The organism is Collinsella aerofaciens (genome assembly GCF_015558785.1).
GTDB classification, from domain to species: domain Bacteria; phylum Actinomycetota; class Coriobacteriia; order Coriobacteriales; family Coriobacteriaceae; genus Collinsella; species Collinsella aerofaciens_P.
The window spans coordinates 1-16,883 of record NZ_JADMOP010000024.1 but is presented as its reverse complement, the minus strand read 5'-3'; the positions used below and the strand labels follow the sequence as shown (position 1 = coordinate 16,883).

The window sequence follows — 16,883 nt, the reverse complement described above, 5'->3', positions numbered from 1 at the left end:
GCAAATTCAAATTGCTCCCGGGCATTATCGTCCTAAATCGGAAAAAAGCTATATGTCAATTTTGGTCTAACAGAGCCAAACTTTTTGCATATGAGCACGAGTATGGGGATCTTCTACCTAAACGGTTTTCGAGCGATCTTCTGTTGAGAAGTGTTTTCTTCGCAATTATGGCGATAGAGGATGGGAATCGGCCTGAGTTTATCCGAACGATCGAGCGTATGGCCGCTCATTTCCATTTGGCAAAAACTATGGGAATAATGCAGCAGATGAGCGATGCCCCCTTGTCTGATACGGACAGCGTCAAACTTGCAATTCCCTATATTGAGCGAATGTGGGATCAGTTTCTTGTTGAATTCGGTCGTTCTTCTGAAGGGGCAGGGGGAGACGCCCTACGAATCTTCATGGGTTATTACACGTACGACTACTTGATGTTGTCGCAAGCTATCCGCAACCATTTTGCGCCATTTTATGGGGACTATTGTGGAACACGGCTACTCAACGCCAATCGTGTCTTTTGTGAAGTCCTGGAATTTGAAGAAAGGCAGCACTACGGGTTGCTTCCAAAGACGGTTTCTGTGGCTGGATCGATAGGTGACACTGAGCTTGGATGGCTTTCTGGTGAGTACTGTTATTGGTCCGATTACGATACTGTTGTATCCTGCTTGCTTGAAAACGATACTAATAGCGTCAAGCTGCGTAGCAAGAATGATGTGAGTAAATCTCAGATAGCCGAAACCACCTCTAGGCTTAAAGAGCAAGGCGTTTCCGTTCTTGTGGTTAAGTACGTTCCAGGCGCGTCGGCTATCATCACATGCAATGGTGATTCCTCTATGATTTCGAGCACTGCGGGTAGTGAATGGACTGTTGTTGACTAGGGGAGTTAACTTCATTGGCACTACCAGCGTAATGGCGGCATGGAGGAACGGAGGAATGGAGGAATGGAGGTCATTATTCTGTGACCAGAATTGGCGCCGGATTAATTTAGCCAAATAGAGTCGGCCGAGATAGACCAATCTCGGCCGACCCGTTTTAGCCAACGTGTCCCCATCTCGAGCTACCGCCCCTTTCCCGCCGTCGCCTGCCGCACGTTCATGTCGCCCATCTCGAGCCAGGCGGCGTTGCGGACGATGCGGTCCATAATCGCGTCCGCGTGCACGCCGCCGAGCCTCGGGTGTCAGTCCTTCTTTCTGAGCTGCGTGCACAGGACGGTCGACACTCCCCCCGTAGCGCAGCTCGAAAAGCTCCAGCAGCATCCCCCTGAACAGCTCGTCCGGCCTCTCGAGCATCCACTCGTGTCAGGAGGCTTTCGACGGATGAGGCAACTGTCCTCTTAGTTTCGCTTGGATAACGGTTTTACTAGAGGGCGAAAGGTCGCAAGGAAGCCTTCTATTGCGAACGTGCCGATTAGGTAAGCAACGGCCCAGTTTGCTAATTCAGAGCAACTAGCCCCCTTGTTTAGCTTGTCCAGAAGTTGAAAAACTCCAGCGGCCATTGCAAAGTACAGGAACAAAGAGCCTCTGACAAATGTTCCGACTAGCATTGACAAGAAGTTTCTCTTTGTGACATGTGACTCTATCCATTGTGTTGCATCTTCAATATATTGAGAACTTACTTTTTCAGGGAGCATTCCATTGGCTGCAAGTTCGCTCATTTCTTTAATCAATCCAATCCTCTCCTTGAGGCCATTTGTCCAAAAGAGACGATCGAGGATCGTGCTCGCGGCATTTATTAAAAAAGTAATCGCTGCGAGCGCTGCAAGCGATCCGAGATTCAGCTCGGCACCGTTCCAGTTTATTGTCATGGTTGTTCTCCTTTTTCTGATGGTTTAACGAATATAAATACGGCTTGTTCTAGGAAAAGCGTCTGATGACACGTAAGTTACTTTACAAATTGACAACCATATTGTGGAGCGCAGGCCATGCCTGCGCTTATCGTAACAGTCGACGAGGAGTCGCTGTGCAAGGATATTAAGAATTTAGTAAGGAATACTGTCGAGGAGACACCCAACGCGATACTAGTTGCTGGACGCCTATTTCGCCAGGTTGATTTGAGCAAGATTCTCGTCGCAGTCCCTCTATGGCTGGAATTACCTATCGCTAACAAATTATTGTTATAGACTGATTAGTCTATAAACAGGGTGAAAGGAACTGATAGTGAGTTCTGATTTCCGCAATGTTGATGTTGTTGGACAGATCGTTTCAATTTCCCAAGAAATCGAGGGCGTTCAGACGGGGATGTCGTTTTCGTTTGACGGTCATAACCTTCGGTTGTTTTCTTCGCACGGTCTCCCATCCGAAGTGTTTGACTCAGGACTCAAGAATATCCTGCTTTCGCAAAAGATGATTGTTGACTCAATAATTTCAGGACAGACTTTTCCAGGGTTTGACAGTATTTGTTTCCATGTTTGTGGGTCTGCCGCTATCGATGGCGTGTCTATTGCTCTCCCAGTCTGTTATTACTGGTCATTCACCTCAGGGTATTCTTTTGAAGATGTGGCAATGATCAGATTCTTTGGTAGCTGTATCGACTCCTTTTATCCTCGAGGCCGTGAGCTTATCGACGAAGACGGAACGTTAATAATACCCAACAATTCAGAAAAGTCTTTAGCCGGAGGATGCGCTGCGATAGATGACGGGAGCATTTCGTTCTTTTTCTCGTCTGGTTGGGAGGGGAGCCCCAGGTCGTCGATAAAATTCTATTCTTTTATCGGGGCGCTTGCTGAGAACATGGAGTCTAGCAGGATCGAATATCTTTACCAAGCGGTTGCCTGCGCACTGCGTTTTTGCCTCGGAAGGTCCAATGCTGATTGTGAGTTAAGGCTGTATGCATCAACTGAACAGGGCCGATATAAGTATATTGGACATTTATCGCACTCTGGCGTAGCTGCGGGGATTTCTGATGAGCGTGACGAACCTTGGAATCGTTTTATTCGGGCTGGCGATATTGGCGACAACTTCGGAATCCTTGTTCAAGCGTTTCTCGATAGGAAAATAGATCGGTCCGCTTTTGCGATTTCTCGTGCAGACTCTAACCTATTGACCAATTCGAAGATAATTGAGCTTGCGGCCTATTTTGAGAAACGGTTTGGCGAGTATTTTCCTGAAGGTGTTAAGCATTCCCAAAAGACTGTTAGTCAAATTTGCCATGTCATTGATGAGTTTGAGCGCGTTAAGGACAATCTGAATTCCGATGAAAAAAGACGGGTCGACAGATGTATTAGCTACATTAGGGATGATGACAATTTGCAATCCCGCATCCTTCATGCGTTCAAAAGTCTTGACCCTGCTGTTTGTAATGCATGTGTTGACCGGCTTAGCGTCGATCCGTGCGATGGTGATTTGGGTCGAAATATACAGACATTACGAAACGATATTGCACATGGAAATGTGCCGAAAATCGCCTTGGAGGATGTTTGCGATGAATACCATTTCTTGCTTCGTTTGGTGAGGGCGTTGGAGCTACTAAACATCGACTTCAATACTGGGGATACGGCCGCACTCGTGAAATTGTTCTAATGAATAAAATTGTTGGTGCCTGAATAATAATTTGATTTGCTTGCGAGTATCCCGACGTACGCTTCTTTATCAGAACAAGATAGATTTGAATATCTTTGAAATCTAGAAAGCTTGCTTCCTGGCTTCGCGCTGATTAGGCTTTGTTCAGCTGTTGAGGGTGATTTCGAACGCAAAAAAGAGACCCAGTTCCCAAAGGTTTGCGTTATTTATGGTCTAATTCTTGCAAACCATTTAGAAACACTTACAGAATTCACGCACGAAGAATTGATTGTCTGTAAAGCTTTGGAAAACGCTACGGATTATGATCTGAAGAATTTCAAAGAAATAATGGAGAACTATCTTAAGCCAACATCAAATGGAAGAAGAATTGTATTTCCAAAAGACTTTGCAGATATTGCTGCTTTCACCACCACATGCGATTGGTGTGTATATAATAGAATCTTTGTTTCTCGCACAGCAGAGTGGGGTGAAATGGAAGAAGGCATTTTGGATATGAGCACGTACTATTACGAGGCAAATCCTGCATCTGTTCTTCTGGATAATATAAATGCTGCAAGACAAACTTGGAATTATGGTTAATTATTCCCGCTGATTACTTAGAAGGGAGGTGCGCTATGCTAAATGATTTTTCGTGTAACATGACCGGATACATACCGAAGCACCAAGTTAATCCACACGGTGACGGCATCATCCCCTATGTGGCAGAGCGCATCTTCCAACTGGAACCGGAACCGCCAGCGGTGGACAGTCTGAATGAATATATCCTGTCTGCTTTGCGGGAAAAGAATTTGCTATATTTTTCGTTCTTTCTGCACCACTACGAAACGCAGCTCAACAAGCGCATCAAAGGCTTTCTCAGTGTGGACGGCGGCAATCTGTACGACACAGACCGATTTATCGATATAAAGATCTCCTGCCGGGAGCAAATGCTCCAAAAGCTGATGGACTATGATCCTGCCAAGGGTGCGGAGTATGCTACATACATCTATCCGTTCATCTGGGATTCTATGCTCCGTTTCCGCATGGGCGAAGAAAAATGGTCGGTATCCTCTCTGACCAATTACAAAATGGTGCGATCAATGGCGTGGCTGTACCATAACACCAAAGATGCGGTCAACCAGTTTTCCAAGAAGTATAACTGCGACCTTGCTCTTGCGGAAGAATATCTGAAAGTTGTCCGTGGAATCCGCAACCAACAGCCGTTCTATATAACGGACGAGGACGGCGAGGAAACAGGCGAGGATATAGCCCTTGACGATAGCTGGAACTATACCGACATCCTCTGGAACGGCATACAAGCAGAAAAGGTACAGCGGGCATTTGAGAAGCTGAATTACCGGGAACAGACCTTGCTCGAAAAACGGTTAGCAATCTGTATGACCTGCGGGCGAGTTGGCTCATGGAAGAACCGCCCCACCTTTGAAGAACTGGCGGTTATGTTTGAGGGCAGCACAGCCAGCGGTGCAGAGCGAGCCTACCGGAAAGCAGTGGACAAGCTGACGGAGTTTTTGGTTGCCGAGGGTGCTATCCATGCAGTCCGGCTGAAACAGAAATCCAAAACCAAGCGCAAAAAGAAAATCACCGCCGCAATCTACGAATACCAGGCAGACTGCGACGGCGAATGGGGCGAAATGTCAGTTGATTTTGAGAACGGCACAGCAGAAATCATTCGGCTTGCTGATTGGGATACAATTAAAACGAACTGGTTTGCCAATGAGGCGATCCGGTATATTTTATCATTGTCGCCTGATGCTCTTAAAAAATATATGCTCGTCCCCCTTGAGCCGCCACTTATATCCTGAATCCTTACAACAACTGTAAGTGGTATTTGCTGTGTTCCTATGCTATCATTTTATTACAAATGATAGGAGGTATTCACATGAAACCCATTTTGAATATTGAAAATTTAACAAAAATCTATGGCAATGTGCCAAGTCAAACAAATGCACTGAATGGGATCACCCTCCAGGTGATGCCGGGAGAGTTTCTCGGCATTATGGGAAGCAGTGGTTCCGGTAAATCCACGCTTCTCAACTGTATTGCAACTGTGATTCAGCCCACCGGCGGAAGCATTCAGGTGGAGGGCGATACTCTGCAATCCCTCAGGGGAAAGGCTCTTGCAGAGTACCGTGGCAAAAAAGTTGGTTATCTATTCCAGAACTTTGAATTGCTGGACAACCTGACTGGCAGGGAAAACATCCTGCTCCCGACTTCCTTGCATGGGGTATCCGAAGCAGAAAGCAGCCAGCGGCTGAAGCAGTTGGCTGACTATCTGGAAATCACTGATGTTCTGGATAAGTTTCCGTCCAAGATGTCCGGCGGCCAGCGTCAGCGTGTTGCGGCAGCAAGGGCTCTGATCTTACATCCCCAAATGATCCTTGCCGATGAACCGACGGGTGCGCTGGATTCTAAGAACGCAAGAAGTCTTATGGAGAAGCTGTCCGGCCTGAATCGTGACGAACAAGCTACGATCCTGATGGTAACCCATGATTCCAATGCCGCCAGCTTCTGTAAGCGCATCCTGTTCATCCAGGATGGCGTGATCTTTCATGAGCTTCGGCGTGGAGACGAAAGCCAGCAGGAGTTCTACGGGCGCATCCTGAAGGTGATGGCGCAACTGGGAGGGGGCAGCGCAAATGTTCTCTAATCTCATTCTTCGGAACAGCCGCCGCAGCCGAAAGGAAAACGGTCTGTTTTTCAGCTCCCTGGTGATTTCTATTGTTGCCTTTTACATGATTCTTTCCATCTCCACTCAAGATGTGATGCTCTTTTTGCAGAAAATGGAGAGTGACGCAGTTGACAAACTCCTGCTTCTGATTCCTGCGTTTTATGGAATGACCCTCGGTATTCTGTTCTTTTTGATCTATTTTGCCTGCAAGTATCAGTTCGAGCGCAGACGGCATGAGCTTGGTGTTTATCTAATGTTGGGGATGCGTAGAAGTAAACTGTTTGGTATGCTTCTGGCGGAAGATTGCCTGACCAGTATTCTTGCCATGCTCATAGGCTTACCTGTGGCTGTGGTGCTTTCAGAAATTGTCAGTCTTGTCACCGCCAAGCTGGTAGGCATGGGGATCATCGGTCATCAGTTTTCTTTATCCTGGTCTGCGATTGAATGGACGCTGGCAGGATTTCTGGCAATTAAGCTGACGGCACTTCTGATTTTGAGTGGACGAATCAGCCGCCAGGAGATCGGTACTTTGCTATCCCAGCCAACGAACCGCCCCAAAAAGCAAATGCCATCTGTTATCTATGGACTGGCTGCTATATGCGGAAGTGTGATGTTGGCAGTGGCTTACTACATGGCGATTCAGGGAATTGCATGGACAAAGGTAAGTATGATGGGACTGACTTTGCTGTTGGGCATAGTTGGTACGATGCTGCTTTTCTATGGGATGCGTGCGCTGATTGCTTTGATTGTTAAGAAAGGAAAAGGAAATAAGCAGCTTCATGTATTTACCTTCCGGCAGATTCAGGAGAATGTCATTCATCAGTCAAACTCCATGGCCATCAGCTCCCTGCTGATTCTGGCGGCGCTGTGTTGTTTTGGTGCGGGCGTAGGAATTGCAGGAACGAATAGCCTGTCTTCTGGCCATGTAATCGACTATACTTTTGAAGATCATACTGCAGAAGATTCATCGCAGGTTCTTCCGAATATAAAGGCAGTCCTGAAAGAAAACAGTTTGGAAAATCAATTTTCAGAGCTTTTTGAAATGAGGGTTGGGCGTATTCGCACCACAGAAGATTATGATAATGCCTACAGCATGGACGCTGTTATGGACTCTCTTCGGAGCCTGCCCCAGTCGGAAGACCGGGATGTCCTTCTGAACAATCTTGGTTATGCCACATACCCATATTTGATTTGTTTATCGGACTATAATCGTTTGTTGGAATTGTCCGGCAATCCGGCTCTCCAATTAGGCGAAAAGGAGGCCACTGTCTATATTGATACAGAGTTTACTACGGCAAGCCGTACCGCAATGCTGAACCAAGTATTGGCCGGGCAGCCCAAGGTGGAACTGGATGGTAGTCCGATTCATCTTACAGGAGAGGTTCAGTCTGTGAATTTGGTCACGGACCGTTCTATAACCTTGTCCTTTGCATTGATTCTTCCGGATGAAGCATTCCTATATTATAGTCAGGGAATGTATGATACCTATGTCAATGCGGTGCTCAGTGAGCAAGCTCTGAATGGAAATAGCCTTATGACTGCCTATTCTGATCTGAACGAGAAGCTGGACAAAATAGGTATCGAATATGAAAGCTATCCTCAGAATATGGGCCGCCAGCTTTTCTACACCGTAGCATCCATCTATATTACCCTCTATCTGGCGATTGTGTTCCTGGTGGTTGCCAACACCATTGTGGGTGTTCAGTTCCTGATGAGCCAGCAGAAAACCGGGCGCAGATACCAGACCCTGATCCGCCTGGGAGCTACTTACGAAACCCTTTGCCAGTCTGCTGGAAAGCAAATTACCTGGTTTATGGGACTTCCTGTATTGGTTGCGGCTGTCAGCAGTCTGTTTGGAGTCAGGGCGTTATTTACAGGGATACTCTCGTCCCGAACCCGTGGGACAGTGTCTGAAATGCTGCTTGTATCTGCTGCTATGATTTTACTACTTTGCGTGATAGAATATATTTATATGAGAGTGGTCAAGCGCTCCAGTGATCGGTATTTGCTGACACTGATGCAGCCGCAGAGAGAAGAATAATTTGGAAGGAGGTGCTGTCATGAAAGAATTGCTGTTGTGGAAGATGAAGTCTATATGCGGGAAGAACTCTGCGATATGCTCCAAAAGGACGGCTATCTTGTGGAGGCAATTACCGAGTTTGAAGATGCCGCTCGGCTCTTGGCAGCCCTCCGCCCTGACCTTGTGATCTTAGACCTGAACTTGCCGGAGATCAGTGGCTTTCAAATCTGCCAGGAGCTAAAGAATAAAACTGCTATCCCCGTCCTGGTGCTGACTTCCAGAGATCAGGTAAAGGATGAACTGCAAGCGTTCCAGTTGGGTGCCGATGAATATTTGACGAAGCCGTGCAGAAAAGATCGACTTCTTGCCAGGGTATCCAATATTCTCAAAAGGTATGAAGGCCGTACCAATCTCATAGAGGGACCAGATTTCCTGTTAGACCAGCAGACCTACACGCTTTATATTCATAATACCTCTGTGGTGCTTCCAAAAAATCAGGGAAAACTGTTGGTCGCTCTTTTGTCCGGCGGCGATGCTCTGGTCACGACGGAGCAGCTTTGCATGGCACTATGGGGAACCACGGAATACATAGATGAAAATGCCTTGCAGGTTAACCTAACCCGGCTGAAAAAAACGATGTCCGCCCTTGAAATGAAGCAGCGAATCGTTGCAGTTCGAGGAATGGGCTACCGTTTGGAAGCGGAGGTGTCTCTATGAAGCAGCTTTGGCACATGATAGAACGGTACTACCCCTGGCTTCTGTTGCTGCTGGGCGTGGATTGCTTTTGCGCTGTCATTCTTTGGATTTCTGACATTCAGGTATTTCAAACCTTGATCGGGTTAGTAGTTCTGACGAGCATCCTTTTGTTTTCAGCGATTCTGTTTGTACTAAACAAGAGGGAGAACACCCACATGGAACTGTTCCGAGATTTCCTCAGTGATCCTACCATCTGCAATGAAGAACGGCTGCTCAGTGCCATTAGTCAGAAAGAAGGAGAATCTGTCCGATTTTTGGCTTCGGTTTTACGGGAATACAAAAACGAGAGTAACAATATGGCGGATGCCCTACGGGACTATGAAGAATACGTGGAGGGCTGGGCACATGAAGCGAAAACGCCCCTATCGTTGCTGACCATGCTCTTGGATAACCGGAACGATGAAATCTCTCCTTCCCTGCAAGCAAAGCTGGATTATGTCCGCAGTCAGCTTCAGGAGGATGTCACGCAGATGCTGTACTATGCCCGGTTGAAGAGCAGTACAAAGGATTACCGATTTGAGGATGTCAATTTGAATGACTGCTTGGGTGAAGTTCTGGAGGACTATGCCCCACTTCTTGAAGAGAAGCATTTTGTCATTCTCAACAAACTGCAATCTGAAACAGTCTATACAGACCGTAGAGGACTTCAGTTTATGTTGGGACAAATCGTTAGCAATGCCATCAAATATAGCAGCGATAGTCCCATGCTTACAATTTCCGTGATACATTCGGAGACTGCAGATATCCTTTCTGTTGAAGATAACGGCATTGGCGTAAAAAAATATAATCTGCCGTACATTTTTCAAAAGGGCTTTACCGGGGATTCTACTGACAGCAGAAAGAAGGCTACCGGTATGGGACTTTACCTGGTTAAGAAGATGGCCGACGATCTAAATCTTCATCTGGAAGCAGCTTCCCAGTGGGGAAAGAGCTTCAAGATTGTCATCTTCTTTCCTAAATTGAGATCCAACGGAGGGAAATAATATAAACAGAAAAACGCCCGCAGGATTTTCTCCTGCGGGCAGCGTGTTGTCAGCTATCCCAAGGCTTGTATTCTGTTACAGTTTTCAAATAGGTTTCGGGATCGCCGTTCAAGATAAGGTCTGCATACTCCAAAGGAGCGTTGTAGATCAAATAATCCAGCTCTGACCGCTGATACATATTGTCAGCAATCTCGTTCTCAACGACGATAGTGTCAATCGCAATCATACTGCCGTCGCTGAATTTCACTTCCACACAGCAATTATCCATATTGTAGGCACAAGATATTAAGGTTTTCATGGTATGTCCTCCATAATTCGTAATATAAAGCGAAAATCCCGTCTGACTTTCTGTTAGAAATCAGACGGGATTTGTCCGTATGCACCCCGGAAACCGTCAGCTAACAGTTGATAAGTAAATTAGTTCCTTATCACTGTTAAGCCAACGGCTACAAGGATTTGTTTCTCGATCATCGGGAAGACTCTGGCCAAGAGTTTTTCGTAATAGGGATCAAGTCTCTGATGCCTATCGTTCATGCGGCATATAGACGCTATAAGGTCGTCAAGCTGTACAATGGTCAAACTATTAAATGACTTGTAGATGTGCAGGAGGCTGCATGGATGAATTTCGCCCTAAGCCATGGCTGACCCCTGCTCAGCAAGTTCAGCATCTTGAATCGGAGGGCATTAAATTCGAGCTCACTTCGAAGGATGCTGCTGAACGGTATCTAAAGGCGAATAATAATTTCTTTCGCATCAATCTATTCCGAAAGGGGTTTCCAAAGTACGCGGGTGGTCTGAACGACGGCCTCTTCATCGACTTGGATTTTGGAATGCTTCGCGATCTTGCGATCATCGATTATGAATTTCGTCAGGTACTCCTTTCGATTTCAATTGATGTTGAGCATTTTTCAAAACTTCAGTTGCTGAGGTACTTGGAAGCGCATCGAGAAGACGGGTATTCGGTTGTCGAGAAGTACATCGCTTCTAATAATCGAAAGCTGGAAAATGGGAAAACGGTTAATTCTGTTAAATCGGAAATCGACCGAGGTGCAAAAGGGTGCTATACAAACCAAATAATTGCTGATTACCCTGGTTATCGCTATCCAGTTTGGGCATTTGTTGAGCTTATCCCTTTTGGCACCTTTAATCATTTTCTTTTATTTATCGCAAACAAAGATCGAGATAAAAAGTTGAAAAGCCGCTATTACCAACTTCAAAGCGTCAAAGCTCTTCGTAACGCCTGCGGACATAATAATTGCATTATCGACGACCTTAAGGGAGGAACTCCTTCTCATGAGATCAGCCGAAATGTTAAAAACGCTTTGCGAGCTGTTGGCTATTCGGATATCACTCTTTCAACGAAGTTGAGTAATGATAGGATTCAGCAAATTGCGACGACTCTTTATTTGCATCATCTGATTGCGTCTCCTGGCGTTGTTGCGGCCAAGGGCGTCCAGCTTCACCAGTCTGTCAATCGCATGTATCGGAATGCCCACTATTACGATAAAAATGATCCCGTTAAATCTTCTTTTAGCTTTTTCAAAGGCATGATTGATGCGTGGTACCCGATAGCCTGAGCTTCATGTACCATCTGAGATGATGTTTTTGTGGTAGTCGAGCTAGCTATGCTACACCATCTCCTCGAGATGGTGTAGCATAGCTAGCTGCAATACAAAAGCTCTTCGGGAGCTTTAAGGGTGACGCTTTCGACAAGAGAGTGTTGCCCTTTTTTCATGCGTGTAATGACGCGAGTTTAGTCGTTTTGATAATGAGGTTGTACTGGATGCCTTGGAATACCTCGCCAGTTACGCTTAGAGCACAGTGTCGAAAAGACGGGGCCGTGCTGGGAAATGCCATTTCCAGAATTGATCTTTCGATTTGGTAACCGCTCAAGGCGGACATGCCTCACGATGCCGATGCAGCCTTCGACGTTCCTGAACTCATCGATCATTTGCCTGGTAATCGCGATAGCGTTGTCAACGATGTCGCTCTCTTGCGCTGTGAACATGTAGTAGATAGGCAAGAACTAGTAGGCGTAGATGCTCATTCCGTACACTAAAGACGCTTCTAATGGATCGCCCTGCTGGCCAGAATCATCCCGGAGAGGTCTTTAAGGGTAAAGACCTCGAAGTAGAGGAACAACGGTCGCTTGTTCTCTTGTAGGCGTGCCTGCGGCGATTAATGTTCTCAATCTATTTGTGTTCAACCGCTCTTCGAAAAAGAGATGCTGCGGTATGATGTTCTAAATAAAAAACGAAGGCCTGCTATAGACCATTGTTTTGCAAGGGGGTTCCTTCCTAACGGAGGGCATCCCCTAGTTTAATTTAGATGGAATTTGGGGCCGACCAACCGTATTCCTGATCATTGCCCTGTTGGGTTGTTGATCATTACGGTAAGATTCTCTCAGTGAAGCGTCGCGGACTCTACGTGAGGCGATGACAAAGAAGGGTCGTTGCTCGGTATTCCGGCAATGGCCCTTTAACGTTTCAGCGGCGCCTGGATGCTGTCGCGGATGCCGCCATTGTCGCTGGAACACGCGATACAGGGCCTCGTTTTCCGGAAGTGCGGGGAAAAATCGAAAACCGCAGAGCACAATGCCTTTTTGAGAACAAAACCGCAGGTCGCTGAAGGCCAAAACCGGGGCCTGGTCGGCAGATCTCGGATTTTCCCCGCACTTCCGGATGGCATTTCGCGGAAGTATGCGGCAAATCCCGTAGCCCCTGAGCACACCGCCTATTCGAGTAAAGAAACCGCAAGTAGTTGCGTTGTCGCTTCGTGTGTGCTCGGCATGTTTGATATTTGCCGCATACTTCCGGTTTTATCCCCTTGATTCCCTTTCCTTGAGTGTTACAAACCCTTGCTTGACTATATATAAAGTCTATAATCAAAGAAAAACTCTGATATACCTTTTTAAAACAATGAAAGGAATGTTGAGTGCCATGCTTTGCCAGTTCACTTTTAAGAATTATCGGTCCTATCGCGACGAAGCGGAGCTTTCCATGCAAGCGACGCCGATGAAGGAGTTTGAGCGTTCCCTCATCGAGTGTCCAGACGGGCAGAGTTTCCTTCCGGTGGCTGCGGTGTACGGGCCCAACGCCGGCGGTAAATCTAACCTGCTCGAGGCTCTCGATTACGTTCGTTCGGCGGTGGCCAGACCGATCAGATTACTGTCTGCCAGCGCTGATGCGCCAGAGGGTGATCGTCCTTCGATACCCCGTTGTTCTGCGTTCGGGTTCGATGACGTGTCTGTTGCCGAGCCCACCGAGTTCGAGCTCTACTACCGCGCGGGTGAGCATGAGTATCGCTATGTTCTGTCAGTACACGCCGATGAGATTGTGTCCGAAGGGCTGTGGCGGCGCAAATTGGGGGCTTCGCGCACGGCGATGCTGTTCGAGCGCGAGGGTACAGAGGTTTCGCTCGGTCCCACGCTGCGCAAGCTTGTGACGGCAGCGAAGTTCAACCCTAGTTTGCCGTACCTGTCGTTCCTCTGCATCAACTTCGATGCGCCGGTGGTCCAGGAGGCGGCCAGCTGGTTTCTCGACGCAGTGTTTCTGAACTATAACAGTTCCTATCTGGAGCGGATGCTCGAGCAAATGCTCGACGAGGGCGACTCGCGCGAGGTCACGCGTTTTTTGCGCGCCGTTGATGTGCGTATTGATGGCTTCAGAGTGGAGAGGGCGCCGGAGTGGCGCGGCAAGCGCGTCTTCGTGAGGCACGAGGTGGGCGGCAAGGCGTACGAACTGCGTTTATCCGAGGAATCTGCCGGAACCCAGAAGCTCATGGGGTTGGCTGCGTATCTGATGATAGCGCTTGAGCGTGGTGGCACCGTTGTGGTAGACGAGCTCGACGCCAAACTGCATCCGAAGCTTCTCCGCTATGTGATTCTGCTGTTTAAGGATCCTGAGGTTAACAAGAGTGGCGCGCAGCTCATCTTCTCGTCCCAGGATGTGTCAACAATGCGAAACGATGTGTTCCGCCGTGACGAGATATGGTTCGCTGCGCGCGGCGAGGGGGAGGCGAGTCAGCTGTGGTCGCTCGCCGATATCCACGAGGCTAACGGCAACTTGGTTAGCAAGAACGCGGCTTTCGACAAGCAATACCTGTCCGGTCGCTACGGCGCCGATCCGTATCTCACCCGCATCGAGGAGTGGGATTAGCATGGTGGCGAAGAAGTCGAAGGGCTGGCGTAGCGGCAAGCGCGAGGGCCGCTCGCGCATGGTTCAGATGACGCGTCATCTCGTGGTGAGCGAGGGCAAGGAGACCGAGCCTCGCTACTTTGAGGGTGTGCGTGCGGCGTTGGGCTCGGCGAACGAGCGCAAGGTTGCCATTGTCGTTAAGGGGACCGGCAAACACACGCTTGACCTGCTTGACTTCGCCGTCGAACACTGCCGCTATGCGCCCGAGACGTTCGATCACGTGTGGCTCGTGTATGACAAGGATGACTTCCCTGCGTCCGACTTTGACGCGATGGAGTGCAAGTGCAACGAGCTCTCTGATGGTTCGAGGACCTTCCACGCGTTGTGGTCCAACCCCTGCTTCGAGCTGTGGCCGCTTCTGCACTTTCGCTACACGACCTCGCATATGTCCGCATCCGACTGCCAGCATGCCCTCGCGCAGGAGATGTCGAAGAACTTGGGCATCGAGTACCGCAAGAACCTGGACGGGATGTTTGGGGCAGTGGATGATAGGCGAGGCGAAGCATTGCAGCGTGCTGGGCGCCTCGTCGCGTACCATAGGGAACTGGGTAACATTAAGCCATCTGCGCAAAACCCTGCAACTAAGGTGGGCGAAATTTTCGATGTAATCGGGCCGTATCTGGTTGGCTAGGCGAGTCGCTGGATTGGCTTTCCGGTTAGTGCGATTGGCGGATTGTACTGCGCTATTGCGAGTCCGGTGCGTAGGAGAAGTGCGGGGAAAATCGAAACTCGCCGAGCGCACACCGATTTTTGCCAACAAAACTGCAGGTCGCGGATGCTCAAAACAGGGGCCTGTTTGACAGATCTCGGTTTTTCACCGCACTTCTGGATTGGGTGCTCATTTAGCACTCTCGATGTCCCCACATCCCCTAAAAAAGTTCTTAAAACAGCCTTAAAGGCGCCTTGGCTCGCGTTGACAGCGTAAAATACGCATGTTTGACTATGACAAAAGTGGATTTTAGGGGAGGGGTGCGCCATGGAAGTGCTGGTTGTTGGCAACACCGCATATGTTGACGATGATTTTTGTGCCAAGGCGTTCCCCGGGGACCATGTGCAGGTCGTAGCCGCGCAGGACACGCGCCGCGACGAGTCATCGCCCCATGCCTCGTGGAAAGAGCTTCTGCAACATCTGGAGCAGGCCTACGAGTTCGACCGCGTGGTCTACCTTTCCAATTACCTTACCCCGCATGTCGATAGCGTGGGCGATATTGAGCTGCTGCGCTCGGTCTTTCGCGCGTGCATGGGTAGCCGGATCCAGCTGTTGTATATAGCAGGGCCCGCAGGTGCCGAGGGCGCCGCCGATGCCGCGGGGCGAACGGGCAAGGGTATTATCGCGCACGCGGCCAACGACCTGTGCCGCTACTACGCTGCTCGCGAGGGCGTTCAGACCAAGATCCTGCGCGTGCCGTTCCTGTACACCGCGTCTGCCGCGCTGGAAGATCCGTTTTTGGTGCCGCTGTTCGACGCGTGCTCAACCGGGTCGGTCGCTCTGCAGGGCGCGCAAGATGCGGCGTTTCCCCTGCTGTGTGCCGAGGAGCTTGCGGTGCTGGTACGCCGTATCTTCGACAGCTGGGGCGCCTCCTTTGAGACGCTCGACGTTGCCGATGCCTTCCATCACACGGCGGGTGAAGTGGGCGAGGCTCTTCAGGCGCTGTTCCCAGGGCTCTCAGTTGCCTATGGCGATTCTGCCGGCTACGCCCTGCCCGCCAGCGACTTCGCTCGCGTGCGCTATGGTTGGTTTCAGCGCTACGACTTGCTGCGCGATCTTTCGACCATTCAAGCGCGTTGGGATGCTGGCCGCGCAAAGAAGGTCAACCCCTTACGCGCCGCCATCGACCGCATCCAGATGCACTCGCTGCCCATCAAATGCCTGGAGACGGGCGTTGCCTGGGTTCTGTTCGAGGTGCTGGAGCATCTGTTCTCACAATCGGCCCAGCTCAACGTGCTCGATTATCGCCTGCTCTACGTGGTGCTGATCGGCACGCTGTATGGCTTGGACTTTGGCCTGGTTGCGGCGCTGCTGGCGTCGGTGGGTTTGGCAGCCAGCTATTTTACTCAGTACGGCTATACCTTCCAGGGTCTGTTCTATGAGCCGTCTAACTGGCTGCCGTTTATTGCGTACTTTGTTGTGGGTGCCGTGTGCGGCTATGTGCAGCTGCGCAACAGCGAAGCCATTAGGGCGGAGCGCGATCAAAACGAGCTCGTGCGCAACCGCAATACGTTCCTTACGCAGCTCTACCACGACGCGATCGAGGATAAGCGCGCGTACAGGCGCCAGATCGTAGGTCGCCACGACAGCTTTGGCAAGATCTTTGCGGTGACGCAGGAGCTCGACATGCTCAACCCACGCGACATCTATCGCAAGTGCTGCGAGCTTTTGGGCGAGATCCTCGAGAACGATTCCGTGGCGATCTACCATGTTTCGGGCGGGGCATTTGCACGCCTAGTGGCTGCAAGTCCCGCGATTGCCGAAGATGCCGCACGCTCGCTCACGCTTGAGCAGCTTGCACCTCTTTTGGGCGACGGGGGTCGTTCGAACCTGTGGGTGAACCGCGAGCTGACGCCGGGGCTTCCCATGTTTGGATACACGATCGAGCGCGACGGGGCACCCGCCGTGTTGATCTTTGTGCGTAGCGCGGCCGAAAACCAAATGACCCTCTATTATCAAGGCTCTGTTAGACCAAAATTGACATATAGCTTTTTTCCGATTTAGGACGATAATGCCCGGGAGCAATTTGAATTTGC

At 49.4% G+C, this 16,883-nt stretch carries 14 protein-coding genes; 12 read left to right on the top strand and 2 right to left on the bottom strand.

Translation table 11 applies throughout. From position 1 onward, the window contains the following. Positions 1-875 (top strand): hypothetical protein (locus tag I2G40_RS09160; RefSeq protein ID WP_229090746.1); only part of this gene is annotated, 875 nt, incomplete at its 5' end. A 455-nt stretch (positions 876-1,330) separates the two neighbouring features. On the opposite strand, the gene I2G40_RS09155 is transcribed toward I2G40_RS09160, so the two are convergent. Continuing rightward, entirely contained in the window at positions 1,331-1,801 is a 471-nt protein-coding gene (locus I2G40_RS09155; RefSeq protein WP_195544875.1) for a hypothetical protein, read from the bottom strand. A 352-nt stretch (positions 1,802-2,153) separates the two neighbouring features. Between I2G40_RS09155 and I2G40_RS09150 the strand changes: the two genes are divergently transcribed. The 7 genes from I2G40_RS09150 (at position 2,154) to I2G40_RS09120 (ending at position 9,942) form a co-directional block, all read left to right on the top strand. Continuing rightward, positions 2,154-3,515 (top strand): hypothetical protein, encoded by a 1,362-nt coding sequence (locus I2G40_RS09150; protein WP_195544874.1) that lies wholly within the window; start codon positions 2,154-2,156, stop codon positions 3,513-3,515. A gap of 111 nt (positions 3,516-3,626) precedes the next feature. After that, the gene (locus I2G40_RS09145) at positions 3,627-4,094 is read left to right on the top strand and encodes a hypothetical protein (RefSeq protein ID WP_229090745.1); all 468 of its coding nucleotides are present in this window, start codon (positions 3,627-3,629) and stop codon (positions 4,092-4,094) included. A 35-nt stretch (positions 4,095-4,129) separates the two neighbouring features. Continuing rightward, positions 4,130-5,317: a sigma-70 family RNA polymerase sigma factor gene (locus tag I2G40_RS09140; protein ID WP_229090744.1), complete on the top strand. Its 1,188-nt coding sequence runs from the start codon at positions 4,130-4,132 to the stop codon at positions 5,315-5,317. A gap of 77 nt (positions 5,318-5,394) precedes the next feature. Continuing rightward, a complete protein-coding gene (locus I2G40_RS09135; protein WP_110442442.1) occupies positions 5,395-6,162 on the top strand; it encodes an ABC transporter ATP-binding protein in 768 nt (255 codons plus the stop codon). Continuing rightward, positions 6,152-8,224 carry an FtsX-like permease family protein gene (locus I2G40_RS09130; protein ID WP_195544873.1) on the top strand — a complete coding sequence of 691 codons (2,073 nt, stop codon included), beginning with the start codon at positions 6,152-6,154 and terminating at the stop codon, positions 8,222-8,224. Before I2G40_RS09135 ends, I2G40_RS09130 begins: the two co-directional genes overlap by 11 nt. Positions 8,225-8,260: 36 nt before the next feature. After that, positions 8,261-8,920: a response regulator transcription factor gene (locus I2G40_RS09790; protein ID WP_324252601.1), complete on the top strand. Its 660-nt coding sequence runs from the start codon at positions 8,261-8,263 to the stop codon at positions 8,918-8,920. Next, on the top strand, positions 8,917-9,942 hold the full coding sequence (locus I2G40_RS09120; RefSeq protein ID WP_055228679.1) for a sensor histidine kinase: 1,026 nt from the start codon (positions 8,917-8,919) through the stop codon (positions 9,940-9,942). The genes I2G40_RS09790 and I2G40_RS09120 overlap by 4 nt, the downstream gene beginning before the upstream one ends. A 49-nt stretch (positions 9,943-9,991) precedes the next feature. On the opposite strand, the gene I2G40_RS09115 is transcribed toward I2G40_RS09120, so the two are convergent. Then, positions 9,992-10,240: a DUF6061 family protein gene (locus I2G40_RS09115; protein WP_033121501.1), complete on the bottom strand. Its 249-nt coding sequence runs from the start codon at positions 10,238-10,240 to the stop codon at positions 9,992-9,994. Positions 10,241-10,556: 316 nt separating this feature from the next. Here I2G40_RS09115 and I2G40_RS09110 point away from each other — a divergent pair, with 316 nt between their 5' ends. From I2G40_RS09110 to I2G40_RS09095, 4 genes are all read left to right on the top strand, one after another. Further along, a complete protein-coding gene (locus I2G40_RS09110; RefSeq protein WP_195544872.1) occupies positions 10,557-11,519 on the top strand; it encodes an Abi family protein in 963 nt (320 codons plus the stop codon). Positions 11,520-12,881: 1,362 nt separating this feature from the next. Then, positions 12,882-14,099, top strand: a complete 1,218-nt coding sequence (locus tag I2G40_RS09105) for an AAA family ATPase (protein WP_195544871.1) — start codon at positions 12,882-12,884, stop codon at positions 14,097-14,099. 1 nt (position 14,100) lies between these two features. Continuing rightward, positions 14,101-14,769 carry an RloB family protein gene (locus I2G40_RS09100; protein WP_195544870.1) on the top strand — a complete coding sequence of 223 codons (669 nt, stop codon included), beginning with the start codon at positions 14,101-14,103 and terminating at the stop codon, positions 14,767-14,769. Between the two features lie 345 nt (positions 14,770-15,114). Continuing rightward, on the top strand, positions 15,115-16,851 hold the full coding sequence (locus I2G40_RS09095) for a DUF4118 domain-containing protein (RefSeq protein WP_195544869.1): 1,737 nt from the start codon (positions 15,115-15,117) through the stop codon (positions 16,849-16,851). Positions 16,852-16,883: the final 32 nt, after the last annotated feature.

Excerpts from the sequence above, each read along its gene's own strand:
- I2G40_RS09095 (WP_195544869.1), top strand. The coding sequence starts at position 15,115 with ATGGAAGTGCTGGTTGTTGGCAACACCGCATATGTTGACGATGATTTT.
- I2G40_RS09120 (WP_055228679.1), top strand. The coding sequence starts at position 8,917 with ATGAAGCAGCTTTGGCACATGATAGAACGGTACTACCCCTGGCTTCTG.
- I2G40_RS09155 (WP_195544875.1), bottom strand. The coding sequence starts at position 1,801 with ATGACAATAAACTGGAACGGTGCCGAGCTGAATCTCGGATCGCTTGCA.
- I2G40_RS09115 (WP_033121501.1), bottom strand. The coding sequence starts at position 10,240 with ATGAAAACCTTAATATCTTGTGCCTACAATATGGATAATTGCTGTGTG.
- I2G40_RS09130 (WP_195544873.1), top strand. The coding sequence starts at position 6,152 with ATGTTCTCTAATCTCATTCTTCGGAACAGCCGCCGCAGCCGAAAGGAA.
- I2G40_RS09110 (WP_195544872.1), top strand. The coding sequence starts at position 10,557 with ATGGATGAATTTCGCCCTAAGCCATGGCTGACCCCTGCTCAGCAAGTT.
- I2G40_RS09100 (WP_195544870.1), top strand. The coding sequence starts at position 14,101 with ATGGTGGCGAAGAAGTCGAAGGGCTGGCGTAGCGGCAAGCGCGAGGGC.
- I2G40_RS09140 (WP_229090744.1), top strand. The coding sequence starts at position 4,130 with ATGCTAAATGATTTTTCGTGTAACATGACCGGATACATACCGAAGCAC.
- I2G40_RS09135 (WP_110442442.1), top strand. The coding sequence starts at position 5,395 with ATGAAACCCATTTTGAATATTGAAAATTTAACAAAAATCTATGGCAAT.
- I2G40_RS09105 (WP_195544871.1), top strand. The coding sequence starts at position 12,882 with ATGCTTTGCCAGTTCACTTTTAAGAATTATCGGTCCTATCGCGACGAA.